Raw genomic sequence first — 13,898 nt, 5'->3', positions numbered from 1 at the left:
CCCATAGCCAAGGCCGTACGCAGCGTTTCTTGCGCCTTGTCCGGCCCAATCGACACCGCGATAACCTCGGTCGCAACGCCCTTTTCACGCAAACGCAGCGCTTCTTCCACCGCAATCTCGTCAAACGGGTTCATGCTCATTTTGACATTTGCCAAATCAACACCCGAACCATCAGGCTTAACCCGCGGCTTAACATTATAATCGATGACCCGCTTAACGGGGACGATGATCTTCATGTGCTCATCCTTCCATACCGACTCAATAAGGCAATTGGATGCCTGCTTAATCTGCTGCGCCTATGCTTAACGCTTACGTGAACGTCAAGTGCTTGATCTACGTATCCTGCCAAGCATTTAACATGCTGACGGTTCTTGCATCTTGCAGGAATCGTCAGAAATAAGTTTTATGCCGCTTTACGCACTTCCGCGACAATCTTCTCCGCTGCATCACCAAGATCGTTGGCCGATACGATGGGCAAGCCGCTATTGGCCAAAATGTCCTTGCCCTGCTGCACATTGGTGCCTTCAAGGCGCACAACGAGCGGCACCGACAGGTTCACTTCCTTGGCTGCGGCAACAATACCATCGGCGATGATGTCGCATTTCATGATGCCACCGAAGATGTTAACCAGAATTCCCTTTACGGCAGGGTCCTTCAAAATGATTTTGAAAGCTGCTGTAACCTTTTCCTTCGATGCGCCGCCGCCGACGTCCAAGAAGTTGGCAGGGAATTCACCGTTTAGCTTGATGATGTCCATCGTTGCCATGGCAAGGCCGGCGCCATTGACCATGCACCCAATGTTGCCGTCGAGTTTAATATAGGCCAAATCATATTCCGAAGCTTCAACCTCTGCCGGGTCTTCCTCGGTCAAATCGCGCAGTTCGGCGAGGTCCTTATGGCGGAACATGGCGTTGCCATCAAAACCGACCTTGGCATCAAGCACCAGAAGCTCGTCGCCATTCTTACCTTCGCAAACCGCGAGCGGATTGATTTCGATCTGTTCGGCATCGGTGCCGATGAATGCGTTGTAAAGACCGGCAAGCACAGTCTGCGCTTGCTTGGCCAAATCACCAGTCAGGCCAAGCGCCTTGGCAACGCTGCGTCCATGATGGGGCTGCAGACCAGCAGCCGGATCGATGACGATAGTATGGATTTTCTCGGGGCTGTCATGCGCCACGTCTTCGATGTTCATGCCGCCTTCGGTCGACGCTACAACCGCGATACGGCTGGTTGCCCGGTCGACGAGCAAAGCGAGGTAGAATTCTTGCTTAATGTCGGCGCCATCGGTGATGTAGAGACGGTTGACCTGCTTACCTTCGGGGCCAGTCTGGATCGTCACCAGCGTGTTGCCCAACATATCTTTGGCATGGGCCTCAACCTCATCCAGATTGAAGGCCAAACGCACGCCGCCTTTTGCATCGGGTCCCAATTCCTTGAACTTGCCCTTGCCGCGTCCACCAGCATGGATCTGCGATTTAACCACGTAAAGCGGGCCGGGAAGTTGCTTCGCGGCGGCAACCGCCTCTTCCACGCTTAATGCCGCAATCCCAGCGGGCACAGCCACACCGAATTTTGCGAGCAGTTCTTTGGCCTGATATTCATGGATATTCATGGGAGATTACGTCCTCGACAATAAAGAGTTTCGCTGGTTGCTTAAGCACAGACGGGCACTGAATGGAAGGGCTTGCGCTCATGTTTTTTGGTGCATGCAGAGGCGCAGAGCGCGGGGAGGAACATGTCCGAATCTCTTAGTCCTCTCCGCCTCTGCGTGAAAAAATTCAAAGCAGTAAATCAAGCGTCACCAAATCGCGGCGGAGCGACGCTGCATCCGTAAAATGATGCGCAACAAAACCGTTTGCGCGGGCGCTGACGACATTGTCATGATTATCATCGATGAATATTGCCTCGCCCGGCTGTAGTCCGAAACGCTGTAACGCCAGTGCGTAAATGGCTGGATCAGGCTTCACCAATTTTTCGACGCCCGACACGATTATGTCCTGGAAATGGTCAAATATCGGCTGGGTGGGACGAAACATATCCCAAAACTCAGCGCCGAAATTGGTTATCGCAAATAACGGCACATCGCGTTCGGCGAGTTCCTGCACGACCTCCAGTGACCCTGACACAGGCCCTGGAATGGTCTCATTGAAACGGTTGGAATATGCCGCAATCAACGCGGCATATTCTGGAAATTCAGCCATCCGCTCAGTAACCATATCGTCCAAGGCGCGACCCGCATCATGTTGAAAATGCCATTCGGGCGTCACAATGACTGAAACGAAATATTCCAGTTCGTCTTTGTCTGTGATCAGCTTCGCAAAAAGATATCGGAGATCCCATTCGAACAACACTTTGCCGACATCAAAGACCACGGTGGTTATTTTCGTCATGCATTGCACCTCTTTGCAGGAAGGATGTAGCCGGGGTTTAGGCGCAAAAAAACCGCCCGCGAATCAGATTCGGAGCGGCGTTTTGCCTGAACCATCTGCCCGCTTTCCGCAGGCAGGGCCAAATTAGCCCTGGCGCGCCTTGAAGCGTGGCTGGGTCTTGTTGATGACATAAGTGCGGCCACGGCGACGAATCACGCGGTTATCGCGATGGCGGCCTTTGAGCGACTTCAGAGAATTAACGACTTTCATCGGATTTACCCGTCTAAATAAATGCAAGAAGCTTGAATTGAAGGCGCGCTCCTATGGGTCGGGCTGTGGAAAGTCAAGCGTGATTGGCCGTCTTTGCGGATTAAGCCCCCATAGATCGCTTTATATGCAATATGGTAGGCCTAAGGATAACTGCATGATGATTATTACCCGAATTTTGCCGCTTATCTCACTCTCTGTGTTGACCGCGTGCATTATGCCAACCGGACCTGTCGAGGTTACGCGCTTCAGCCGCGCTGCCGAAGGGGTGTCCTATGGCACGGGAAGCTTTGTTGCCGCACTTGTGGGCGAATCAGTTTCGGACCGGTCTCTTGCGGGGTCGCCTTATTTGGCGGCTGTCGCGCGCGAAATGCAGCGTATCGGATATGGTGATCATAGCGGAAATTCGGACGTGATCGCCGAAGTGCGTTTTGGCGCAACCGTGATTCGCCACGATAACCGCGCGCCTGTGTCTGTCGGCGTCGGCGGGTCGACGGGTAGCTATGGATCGGGGGGTGGGCGTTAGCCTTGGTTTCAATCTGGGCAGCAGTTCTGCGGCGCTGCTACAATCCAGCTTGGCTGTTCGCATTGTCCGACGCATCGACCAGATGGTGATTTGGGAAGGCACGGCAGTGCAATCCGCAAAAGCGGGATCACCCGCGGCGCAGCCGGGCATCGCTGCATCAAAATTGGCAGAAGCTTTGTTTAAGGACTTCCCCGGCGTGTCGGGTGAGACTATCCGCGTGCCATAAACTTCATTGCGAAAGCGAACCTAAAATGCCCATTACTGACATCAACGCTGCGTTCGATAGCGGCAACATCATCGTCCATGCCGTCGATGGCCATGTTGCGACACTAGGCATCCGTAAGGACAAGGATTCTGAATTCGCGCAATGGTTCCACTTCCGCGTGGTATGTACCGCAGGCGAAGAACTGGAGTTGCGGATTACAGGACTTGAAGGCAGCGCCTATCCCGGTGGCTGGCCCGATTATCGCGCGTGCGTATCTGAAGACCGCGATTATTGGGGACGCGCCGATACGACCTATGACAAAGGCAAGGACGGCGGCACGTTGACCATCCGTTACAACCCTGCAAGCGATCTTGCATGGTTTGCCTATTTCGCGCCTTATAGCATGGAACGGCACCATGACCTGATTGCGGAGACAGCATCGCTGGAAGGCGTAAGTTATCGCTGCCTCGGCCACAGCATTGAAGGCCAGCCGATTGATTGCCTCGAAATGGGCAATGGAGACACGCAGATCTGGCTATATGGGCGGCAGCATCCCGGCGAGACTCAGGCGGAATATTGGATGGAAGGTGCCATCGACATGCTCACCGACCTGAGTGATCCGCACACCCGCGTGCTGCTTGAAAAATGCCACTTTTATATTGTGCCCAATTGCAATCCAGATGGAAGCTGCCGGGGGCATTTGCGGACCAATTATCTGGGGGTCAACCTGAACCGCGAATGGGCAGAACCGTCGGCAGAACGCAGCCCCGAAGTGTTGGCCATTCGCAACGCTATGGATGAATCCGGCGTGCATTGGGCCATTGATGTGCATGGCGACGAAGCGATTCCCGCAGCGTTTATGGCTGGTTTTGAAGGCATTCCTTCATGGACTGATGATCAGGGTGATCGGTATAACGCCTTCATCAACCGTCTTTCGGCGCGCACACCCGATTTCCAGACGGCGCTGGGCTATACCAAGGCTGGTCCTGGCAAAGCCAATCTGTCGATGTCGACGAACCAATTGGCGGAACGATTTGGCCCCTCGCACCAATGCGTTTCCATGACGTTGGAAATGCCATATAAAGACACCGCCCAAGGTAATGACCCCGACCAAGGCTGGTCACCTGAGCGCTGCCGCTTGCTGGCCCGCGAATGTCTCGCGACCCTTGCGGAGATGGTTTGAGCAGTCTCAATGCACATCATAAAAGACAACCTCACTGGCCCTGAAATCAGGGCACTTCTCGAAACGCATTTTGCCGGGATGTTGGCGAGCTCGCCGCCCGGGAGCTGCCATTTTCTAGATTTCGAGGGGCTGAATGCGCCGGATGTCACCTTCTGGTCGATCTGGGACGGCGATAGCCTTGCCGGCTGTGGCGCGCTCAAGGAACTTGAGGCCGATCATGGCGAGATTAAGTCGATGCGGACCCACGCAGACCATCTGCGCAAAGGCGCGGGCGCGATGATGCTGACACATATCATATCTGAGGCGCGCGAGCGGGAATATCGACGACTGTGTCTGGAGACCGGTTCTTCGGAGGCCTTCGTTCCGGCGCTGGCGCTCTATGAAGCGCACGGCTTTCAAATTTGTCCACCCTTTGCCAATTATGTCGAAGACCCGTTTAGCCGTTTCATGACCTTGGCGATTTGACCAACTTGCGTTAGTGCGCGGGCAAACAACGAAGGAACTCCCATGCCAAAACTCATCCTCATTCGCCACGGACAATCCCAGTGGAACCTTGAAAACCGCTTTACCGGCTGGTGGGATGTGGATGTCACTGAAAAAGGTGCGGCTGAGGCGTGGGCAGCGGGCGTGTTGATGAAGGAAAAGGGCATCGCGCCTGATACCGCCTTTACCAGCGTGCAGACGCGGGCCATCAAGACGCTCAATCTGTCGCTTGAGGCGATGGGGCGTTTGTGGGTTCCGGTAACCAAAAATTGGCAGTTGAACGAAAGGCATTATGGCGGGCTAACGGGCTTGGATAAGGCAGAGACAGCGGCAAAGCATGGCGAAGATCAGGTGAAGATCTGGCGCCGCAGCTTCGACATTCCGCCGCCGCCGCTTGCGATAGGGTCGCCATATGACCTGTCGTCTGATCCGCGTTATGCCGGTATCACTATTCCGGCGTCTGAAAGCCTGAAAGACACCATCAACCGTGTGCTGCCTTATTGGGAAAGCGCGATTGTGCCTGAGTTACAGGCCGGAAAAACCGTTTTAATTTCGGCGCACGGCAATAGCCTGCGCGCGCTCGTTAAGCATCTGTCGGGTATTTCCGATGCCGATATTAACGGCTTGGAAATCCCCACGGGTCAGCCAATCATATATGAATTGGACGACCATCTGAACGGCGAATATTATTATCTTTCGGAGCGGTAAGCTCTCTTCACGAACGCGGGCGTTTAACGTCGTGTTGCTGGATTGCGCCTTTTGCACCACAAGGCTAAGGCCATTGCCATCGAACTTGTCAGGGGAGTGACATATGACCGACGCAGCGCCGATCATTGGCATCATCATGGGAAGCCGTTCGGATTGGGAAACGATGCGAGAGGCCTCGGCGACACTTGCCGCGCTGCACATTCCCCATGAATGCAAAGTGGTGTCCGCGCACCGCACGCCCGAACGTCTTTATGATTATGCCAAAGGTGCAGCTGGCCGGGGCCTGAAATGTATTATCGCTGGCGCAGGCGGCGCGGCGCATTTGCCGGGCATGGCAGCGTCAATGACGCGTCTGCCCGTGCTGGGCGTACCCGTGCAGTCCAAGGCGCTGGACGGCATGGATAGCCTTTTATCCATCGTGCAAATGCCCGCTGGCATTCCGGTTGGCACATTGGCAATCGGCAAAGCGGGCGCAACAAACGCGGCGCTTTTGGCGGCGGCAATGCTGGCGAATGAAGACGCCGCGCTCGCCGAACGGTTGGACGCCTGGCGCGCGGCACAGACGGCTTCGGTCGCCGAAACGCCCGAATAAGGCGTATTTATGGCGGCATTACCCCCCGGATCGACGATTGGCATATTGGGCGGTGGTCAGCTTGGCCGCATGCTGGCGACTGCCGCTGCGCAATTGGGTTATCGTTGCCATATCTATTCGCCGCCGGGGGACAATGTGGCCTTCGACGTCGCAGCCGCTCATACAGTTGCTGAATATGATGATCTGGCGGCGCTGAAGGCGTTTGCGGACGCGTGCGATGTTGTCACCTTCGAATTTGAAAATGTGCCCGTTACGCCGCTCCAATCGATCACGGGCCTTGTTCCGGTCTACCCGCCGCTTAAGGCCCTGGAAGTGGCGCAGGATCGCGCCGCCGAAAAACAGTTCGTACGCGCCCTTGGTGGGAAAACCGGGGAGTTTGCGGTGGCGCAGGACGAAAGCGCTGTACCCGCGGCCATTGCGGCCGTTGGTATTCCATGTATCCTCAAAACAATCCGGATGGGCTATGACGGCAAGGGGCAGTCGCGGATCACCCACGATGGTGACATAGCAGGCGCGTGGGAACGTACCGGCGGACAGCCGCTCATCGCCGAAGCCATGGTGTCGTTTGATGCGGAATTTTCGGTCATTTTAACGCGCGGCCAAGATGGTGAAATTCGTTTTTGGGATAGTTCGCAAAATCTGCATATCGGCGGTATCCTTGCGAAATCGACACTGCCGTCTGGGCCATTGGTTGAAAGCCAGCAGCAAGCGGCGCGTGATATGGCTGCGGCGGTCGCATCGGCGCTGGATTATGTCGGCGTCTTTACCGCCGAATTTTTTGCCAGTACGACGGGTCCCTTGTTCAACGAAATCGCGCCCCGCGTGCACAATAGCGGACATTGGACCATCGAAGGCGCGGCCACTAGCCAGTTTGAGAACCATATTCGGGCCATTTGCGGGCTCCCGCTTGGAGCCACCGAAAAGATTGCTGCGCGCGTGGAAATGGAAAATCTGATTGGCGCCGATGGCGATCGCTTTGAACAGATTTTGGTCGACCCTGCGGCGCATCTGCATCTTTATGGCAAGGCCGAAGCACGACCTGGCCGAAAAATAGGACATGTCACCCGCTTGTATAGGTGAGAAAAAGTCGGCAAGACGAAGCGTATGAATCATCCCGAAATCGTTCTTGTCCTCGCCCGCGCTGCCAATGGAACAATCGGGAAGGATGGCGGCATGCCATGGCATATTCCCGCCGACTTGCGTCATTTCAAGCAAGTGACCAAGGGGCGCCCTATGATCATGGGACGCAAGACCTTTGATAGCCTGCCGGGCTTGCTGGAGGGCCGTCGCCATATCGTTCTGACCCGCGACCATGATTGGGAAGAAGAGGGCGCTGAAGTTGTGCATTCGGTCGAGGAAGCATTGAAGCGCGCCAATGGACCGCATGTCTGCGTCATCGGTGGGGCCGAAATCTACAGCCTGTTCCTGCCGCTGGCGGACCGCGTTGAGCTCACCGAAATCACGGCCAGTCCCGATGGTGATGCGACCGTCCCTGCGTTTGACATGTCGGTCTGGCAAGAAATTGCACGGGAGAGCCATGCAGCGCAAGGCGGCGCTCCGGCCTATGATTTTGTAACGTTGTTGCGGCGGGTCGCGACCTAAAAGTCCGCGTCATAGGGGGGATTATGCGAAAGAGAATCTGGATACCGGCGACGTTGATTGCCGCTGCTGCTCTTGGCTTTTTCGGCTTTGCTCCGGGTTATGTCGAAGGGTCGATGAACCAGATTGAAGGCAAGCCGCTGATCGCCGTCAGCGACGAAGCCAAGGCTTTGCATAAGACGCTGCAAATTGTTGACCTGCATAGTGATACCTTGATGTGGAACCGCGACCTAAACGACAGTGTCTCGCGCGGCCACATGGATTTGCCGCGCTTGCAAACAGGCAATGTCGCGCTGCAATTGTTTTCGTCGGTGACAAAGACACCTAAGAACCAGAATTATGATGGTAATGGAGCCGATACCGACAATATCACTTTATTGACCATCGCGCAGCTGCAACCCTTGAAGACGTGGAGCTCATTGGCCGAGCGCTCGCTATACCATGCACAAAAGCGTGATGCGGCGGTTGCGGGATCGAACGGCGCGATCAAGGCAGTTGATACGGCAGTCCAGCTGGACGCGTTACTATCCGCGCGGCAGAAAGATAAGCCCGCTGTGGGCGCTATGCTGACCATTGAAGGCCTCCAGAATCTAGAAGGGAAGGCGGCCAATCTGGACCGGTTGTATGACGCTGGTTTCCGCATGGCTGGCTTGACCCATTTCTTTGACAATGAACTGGCTGGTTCGATGCATGGCCTGAAAAAAGGCGGATTGACCCCCTTTGGCCGCGATATTGTTAAGCGGATGGAAGCGAAGGGCATGATCATCGACATCGCCCATTTGTCGCACACGGGCGTCGCAGAAGTGCTGGCGATGGCCACGCGCCCAGTCGTTTCCAGCCATGGCGGCGTGCAGGCGACCTGTAAGGTCAATCGCAACCTAACCGATGATGAAGTGCGCGGAGTCGCCAAAACGGGCGGCGTCATTGGCATTGGCTATTGGGATGGCGCCTTGTGCGACACCAGCCCGCGCGCGGCCGCAAAGGCGATGAAGCATGTCCGCGATCTGGTGGGCATAGAACATGTCGCCTTGGGATCGGATTATGACGGCGCGACCACCGTGCGGTTCGACACCTCGCAATTGGTTCAGGTCACGCAAGCCTTGATGGACGAAGGTTTCACGCCAGCCGAAATCCGGGCCGTTATGGGTGAAAATGCCCTGCGTGTTATCCGCGCTGGCTTGGTGCCAAGGGCAAGTGCCCAATGATGATTCCTCGCCTTTCCGCCAAGGACCGGATGCCTGACGCCTTGCGTGGAGGCGTCGTTGCCTTGGGCAATTTTGATGGCTTCCATCTAGGGCATCAGGCAGTCGCAGGCGAAGCAATCGCGCAGGCGAAGGCGGCAGGCCGCCCAGCTATCATCGCGACCTTTGACCCGCACCCTGTGCGTTTTTTCGCGCCGCAGTCACCTTGGTTCCGGCTGACCACATTGGATCAACGGCAGCGGCTTTTTGAAGATGCGGGCGCCGATGCAATGCTGGTGTTTGATTTTGATGCTGAACTGGCGGCGACCAGCGCCGAAGATTTCATCGTCAAATTGCTCATTGAGCGACTTGGTTTTTCCGCTGTTGTCACGGGCGAAGACTTCACCTTTGGCAAAGCGCGTGGCGGCAATATCGATGTGCTGCGCGATATTGGCGGCGCGCATAGTTTATCCTCCACAGCAATGGGCCCAGTGGTCGATGATGCAGGTGTTATCTCTTCAAGCCGTATCCGCACGGCATTACAAGACGGCGACTGCGTAACTGCCACAGCTCTGCTGACGCGGCCCTTTACGGTAGCAGGCATTGTCCAGCATGGTGACAAAAACGGCCGACTTCTGGGTTTTCCCACTGCCAATATCGACATGGGCTATTATCTGCGTCCGCGGTACGGCATTTATGCGGTGAAGGGCCGCTTGCCCGATGGACGCGTTTTGAACGGCGCGGCAAATCTTGGCATCCGTCCAACCTTTGACCCACCCAAAGAATTGCTGGAGCCGCATTTCTTTGACTTTGCCGAAGATCTTTATGGCCAAAATATTGAAATTGAATTCCATGCCTTCATTCGTGGTGAGGCCAAATTTGACAGCCTCGATGCGCTCACGGCGCAGATGGCAAAGGATTGTGATCAGGCGCGCGATATTTTGGCGTGAGATTTAATGGAACAGAGTGACCCACTCGTTCGGCAGCCTTGCGCTCAAATAGTTGTCTAAAGCGCCAACCTCCCCTAAGCACCCGCACGATATGACCGAAACTCCTGACACACCGAAACAAGACTATCGCGATAGCGTCTTCTTGCCCAAAACCGACTTTCCGATGAAGGCTGGCCTTCCGCAGAAGGAGCCCGGAATACTCGCGCGCTGGCAAGAGCAGGATTTCTACGCAGAATTGCGCAATCGCCGCCGTGGGCGGGAGAAGTTCATCCTGCATGATGGCCCGCCTTATGCCAATGGTGACATGCATATCGGTCATGCGCTGAACCATATCCTGAAAGACATGGTTGTCCGCACACAGACATTGTTGGGCAAAGACGCGCCTTATGTGCCCGGTTGGGATTGCCATGGCCTGCCCATTGAATGGAAGGTTGAGGAGCAATATCGCAAGAAAAAGCTTAACAAGGACGAAGTCCCCGCTGTCGAATTCCGTGCCGAATGCCGGGCCTATGCGCAAAATTGGGTCGATACACAGCGCGAGCAATTGAAGCGTTTGGGCATCAATGCCGATTGGGATCATCCCTATCTGACGATGGATTTTCAGGCCGAAGCAACGATTGTTTCGGAGCTGTTGAAATTTGCCGAAAGCGGTCAACTCTATCGCGGCGCGAAGCCCGTTATGTGGTCGCCCGTTGAGAAGACGGCGTTGGCCGAAGCTGAGATTGAGTATGAGGATATCACATCGACGCAGATCGATGTGGCGTTTGAGATTGTTGAGAGCCCGATTGCGGAGTTGGTTGGCGCGCATGCGGTGATTTGGACAACGACGCCTTGGACGATTCCAGTCAATCAGGCGATCGCTTATGGGCCGGATGTTGAGTATCGGCTTTGCCGTAAACGCCAAGATGAAGGTCGCCAGTATATTGTTGGGTTGGAGCTCTTGGGAGCATTCGGAGCACGTCTGGGTGATGAGTTGGTTCCACTTAAGGCCATCAAAGGCTCGGACCTAGCCGGAACCATGGTTCGTCATCCGATGCACGCGCTCGGCGGTTTCTTTGCGAAGCCACGGCCAATGCTCGCGGGCGATTTCGTCACGACCGACAGCGGCACCGGCCTCGTCCATATGGCGCCTGACCATGGCGAGGATGACTTTGACCTGTGTAAGGCTAATGGCATTGAACCGGTGTTCGCGGTTGAGGGCGATGGCAAATATCGCGCCGACTGGCTCTGGCTCGGCGGTGAGGGCAGCGTCATCAACCCCAAGTTCAACGCACCTGACGGCTCCATCTGCGCGGCTTTGCACGAAGCTGGTGGACTGCTCGCCGCGTCTGCGGATTATAAGCATAGCTATCCGCATAGCTGGCGGTCAAAAGCGAAGGTCATTTATCGCTGCACCCCGCAATGGTTTGTGCCGATGGACAAGGCGTCGGCCGATGGCACGTTGCGCGAAAAGGCAATGACGGCGATTTCCAAAACCCGTTGGGTTCCGGAAAAGGGCCAGAATCGCATCACCGCCATGGTCGAAGGCCGCCCCGATTGGGTGCTCAGTCGCCAGCGCGCATGGGGCGTGCCGATCACGCTTTTTGTGGATCGCAAGTCCGGCCAATATCTCTGCGACGCGGGTGTTAACGCACGCATCATCGCGGGCGTACGTGAAATGGGCGTCGATGCCTGGTCCGATGAACGCGCGCAGGCATATTTAGGTAGCGATTATGCCTTGGCCGATTATGAGCGCGTCACCGATATTTTGGACGTATGGTTCGATTCGGGTTGCACCCATGCATTTGTGCTTGAAAGTGGACGTTGGCCTGACCTGCAATGGCCTGCGGATCTCTATCTGGAAGGCAGCGACCAACATCGTGGTTGGTTCCAATCGTCCTTGCTGCAAAGTTGCGGCACGCGAGGCCGTGCGCCCTATAATGCCGTGCTAACGCATGGTTTTACCATGGACCAAAAGGGCATGAAAATGTCCAAGTCGCTGGGCAACACCATCAACCCGTTGGACCTGATGCGTGATAATGGCGCAGATATTTTGCGCCTATGGGCGTTGACCGTGGACTTCACCGAGGATCATCGCATTGGCAAGGAAATCCTTGCTGGCGTGTCCGACCAATATCGCAAATTGCGCAACACCTTCCGCTATTTGCTTGGCGCGCTCGACGGTTTCTCGGATGCGGAAAAGGTTGCCGTGGCCGCTATGCCAGAGCTGGAGCGTTATATGCATCATCTGCTCGCTGATATGGACGCGAAGTTGAAGACGGCGGTCAATGACTTTGACTTTAACACTTATGTCCGCTCGCTGACCGAGTTTTGCAATGAAGACCTGTCGGCCTTCTTCTTCGATATCCGCAAGGATTGCCTCTATTGCGATGCCGCGACTGATCCGAAGCGGATGGCCTATCGCACGGTACTCGACACGCTGTTCCACGCGCTCGTGCGCTATGCGGCGCCCGTGCTTGTATTCACTAGCGAAGAAGTTTGGCAGACGCGTTCTCCTGATGCGGACAGCGTGCATTTTTCGGAATGGCCCGATGTTCATGCTGGTTGGATTGATACAAATTTGGCCGAAAATTGGGATCGCATCAGAGCGGAGCGTATGGTGGCAAACGAGCTTATCGAACCTATGCGACGTAACAAGGAAATTGGCTCAAGTCTGGAAGTCGAATACAACTATCCCGGTGATCCCGGCGAAATCGACCTAGCCGAAATATTTATCGTGTCGGCAGTGCATCCTGGCGGAGAAGAAGGCGCAGTTAAGACCGCAAACCACAAATGCGGTCGTTGCTGGCGACATTTGCCGGAAGTGGTTGACGACGGCGCGCTTTGTGGTCGGTGTGCGAATGTTGTTGGTGGGTAAAACTGCCTCTACACACGCCCGTCATCCTGAACTTGTTTCAGGATCCATCGTGCCCAACAAACCGCCGCTTGCGGCTGATAAATGGACCCTGAAACAAGTTCAGGGTGACGATTTGGGGGGTTTGGTAGTGACGATGCAGCTTTGGTGCGTTAGGACGCGCTCATGATCCCAAATCCCAAATTCCGCCTTCAGGGCCTCATGCTCGCGAGTCTTGTGTTTATCGCCGATCAGATGGTGAAATTCGCGATGCTCGGGCCGTTGCAGTTGAAAGAGCGCGGCGTCATTCACATCGTGTCGTTTTTTGACCTACGCTACGCCGAAAATCGGGGCGTCTCGATGAGTTTCCTAACCGCGGATAGTGACGGCGAACGTTGGGCGCTGGTTGCGCTGACTTCAGTAATTGCAGCGGGCGTAGGGGTGTGGATGTGGCGTGAGAAATTGCGCGGCGATGTGCTGGCTTTGTCATTGGTCTTCGGTGGTGCACTTGGAAACATCGTTGATCGGGCGCGTTATGGCTATGTTGTGGATTATGCCGATCTGCATTTTGGGGCATTCCGACCCTTTTACATATTCAATCTGGCCGACGCCTGCATCAGTATGGGCGTATTGATATTGCTTGCCCGCGCGTTCCTGATAGGTGACAAGGAAACCGGTCGCGGCCCTGATGTTCAGGAATCTGCAAGTAATGCCGACATAGTGGAGAAGTCATGAAGCGGATATCTATCTTAGCGGCGGCGTCAGTTGCTTTACTTGTGCTTGCTGGATGCGGTACGACCAGCATCTATGACCGTGAGCGGCCCGATGAATTCGCGGTGAGCCGGTCAAAACCAATCGAAGTTCCCAAGACCTTCACTTTGCCAGCGCCGACCCCTAACGCGCCGCGTCCGCAGGATGGCGATACTAAGCAGCAGGTTTTGGAAGCCATGTTTGGCGGTGCTGCGCCTGCGACTGCTCCCCGCCCATAACTCGGCCTGAAAT

General features: G+C 55.5%; 16 protein-coding genes and 1 pseudogene. 13 read left to right on the top strand and 4 right to left on the bottom strand.

Translation table 11 applies throughout. The features are described 5' to 3' along the window. The 4 genes and pseudogenes from Q0O33_RS05110 to ykgO all read right to left on the bottom strand — a co-directional run. Positions 1–236, bottom strand: a pseudogene (locus Q0O33_RS05110) (electron transfer flavoprotein subunit beta/FixA family protein); the annotation flags it as partial. Between the two features lie 167 nt (positions 237–403). Next, positions 404–1,612, bottom strand: a complete 1,209-nt coding sequence (sucC, locus tag Q0O33_RS05105) for an ADP-forming succinate--CoA ligase subunit beta (protein WP_125229384.1) — start codon at positions 1,610–1,612, stop codon at positions 404–406. A 166-nt stretch (positions 1,613–1,778) separates the two neighbouring features. Continuing rightward, positions 1,779–2,390 carry an HAD family phosphatase gene (locus Q0O33_RS05100; protein ID WP_295496912.1) on the bottom strand — a complete coding sequence of 204 codons (612 nt, stop codon included), beginning with the start codon at positions 2,388–2,390 and terminating at the stop codon, positions 1,779–1,781. Between the two features lie 123 nt (positions 2,391–2,513). Further along, entirely contained in the window at positions 2,514–2,639 is a 126-nt protein-coding gene (ykgO, locus tag Q0O33_RS05095) for a type B 50S ribosomal protein L36 (RefSeq protein WP_125229386.1), read from the bottom strand. A 154-nt stretch (positions 2,640–2,793) separates the two neighbouring features. Between ykgO and Q0O33_RS05090 the strand changes: the two genes are divergently transcribed. The 13 genes from Q0O33_RS05090 (at position 2,794) to Q0O33_RS05030 (ending at position 13,885) form a co-directional block, all read left to right on the top strand. Then, complete coding sequence (locus tag Q0O33_RS05090) at positions 2,794–3,162, top strand: hypothetical protein (protein ID WP_295496910.1); 369 nt, start codon at positions 2,794–2,796, stop codon at positions 3,160–3,162. Further along, on the top strand, positions 3,140–3,388 hold the full coding sequence (locus Q0O33_RS05085) for a hypothetical protein (RefSeq protein ID WP_295496907.1): 249 nt from the start codon (positions 3,140–3,142) through the stop codon (positions 3,386–3,388). The genes Q0O33_RS05090 and Q0O33_RS05085 overlap by 23 nt, the downstream gene beginning before the upstream one ends. 25 nt (positions 3,389–3,413) lie before the next feature. After that, complete coding sequence (locus Q0O33_RS05080; RefSeq protein WP_295496904.1) at positions 3,414–4,550, top strand: M14-type cytosolic carboxypeptidase; 1,137 nt, start codon at positions 3,414–3,416, stop codon at positions 4,548–4,550. Between the two features lie 9 nt (positions 4,551–4,559). Beyond that, the gene (locus tag Q0O33_RS05075) at positions 4,560–5,015 is read left to right on the top strand and encodes a GNAT family N-acetyltransferase (RefSeq protein ID WP_295496901.1); all 456 of its coding nucleotides are present in this window, start codon (positions 4,560–4,562) and stop codon (positions 5,013–5,015) included. 42 nt (positions 5,016–5,057) lie between these two features. Continuing rightward, complete coding sequence (gene gpmA, locus Q0O33_RS05070; protein ID WP_295496898.1) at positions 5,058–5,741, top strand: 2,3-diphosphoglycerate-dependent phosphoglycerate mutase; 684 nt, start codon at positions 5,058–5,060, stop codon at positions 5,739–5,741. Positions 5,742–5,844: 103 nt separating this feature from the next. Next, positions 5,845–6,333, top strand: a complete 489-nt coding sequence (purE, locus tag Q0O33_RS05065) for a 5-(carboxyamino)imidazole ribonucleotide mutase (RefSeq protein WP_295496895.1) — start codon at positions 5,845–5,847, stop codon at positions 6,331–6,333. Positions 6,334–6,342: 9 nt separating this feature from the next. Next, positions 6,343–7,413, top strand: a complete 1,071-nt coding sequence (locus tag Q0O33_RS05060) for a 5-(carboxyamino)imidazole ribonucleotide synthase (protein WP_295496893.1) — start codon at positions 6,343–6,345, stop codon at positions 7,411–7,413. A 24-nt stretch (positions 7,414–7,437) separates the two neighbouring features. Beyond that, positions 7,438–7,935 (top strand): dihydrofolate reductase, encoded by a 498-nt coding sequence (locus tag Q0O33_RS05055; RefSeq protein WP_295496890.1) that lies wholly within the window; start codon positions 7,438–7,440, stop codon positions 7,933–7,935. 23 nt (positions 7,936–7,958) lie between these two features. After that, on the top strand, positions 7,959–9,137 hold the full coding sequence (locus tag Q0O33_RS05050; protein WP_295496887.1) for a dipeptidase: 1,179 nt from the start codon (positions 7,959–7,961) through the stop codon (positions 9,135–9,137). Continuing rightward, entirely contained in the window at positions 9,134–10,063 is a 930-nt protein-coding gene (locus Q0O33_RS05045) for a bifunctional riboflavin kinase/FAD synthetase (protein ID WP_295496884.1), read from the top strand. The genes Q0O33_RS05050 and Q0O33_RS05045 overlap by 4 nt, the downstream gene beginning before the upstream one ends. A gap of 91 nt (positions 10,064–10,154) precedes the next feature. Further along, positions 10,155–12,920 (top strand): isoleucine--tRNA ligase, encoded by a 2,766-nt coding sequence (gene ileS / locus Q0O33_RS05040; protein WP_295496882.1) that lies wholly within the window; start codon positions 10,155–10,157, stop codon positions 12,918–12,920. A 162-nt stretch (positions 12,921–13,082) separates the two neighbouring features. Further along, positions 13,083–13,631, top strand: a complete 549-nt coding sequence (gene lspA, locus Q0O33_RS05035; RefSeq protein ID WP_295496879.1) for a signal peptidase II — start codon at positions 13,083–13,085, stop codon at positions 13,629–13,631. Continuing rightward, on the top strand, positions 13,628–13,885 hold the full coding sequence (locus tag Q0O33_RS05030; protein WP_295496876.1) for a DUF3035 domain-containing protein: 258 nt from the start codon (positions 13,628–13,630) through the stop codon (positions 13,883–13,885). Before lspA ends, Q0O33_RS05030 begins: the two co-directional genes overlap by 4 nt. The last annotated feature ends 13 nt before the right edge of the window (positions 13,886–13,898 follow it).

This window comes from Sphingorhabdus sp. EL138 (assembly GCF_945862485.1).
In the GTDB taxonomy this organism is placed as follows: domain Bacteria; phylum Pseudomonadota; class Alphaproteobacteria; order Sphingomonadales; family Sphingomonadaceae; genus Sphingorhabdus_B.
The sequence above is the reverse complement of the archived record's forward strand: the minus strand, read 5'-3'. Positions and strand labels throughout refer to the sequence as shown.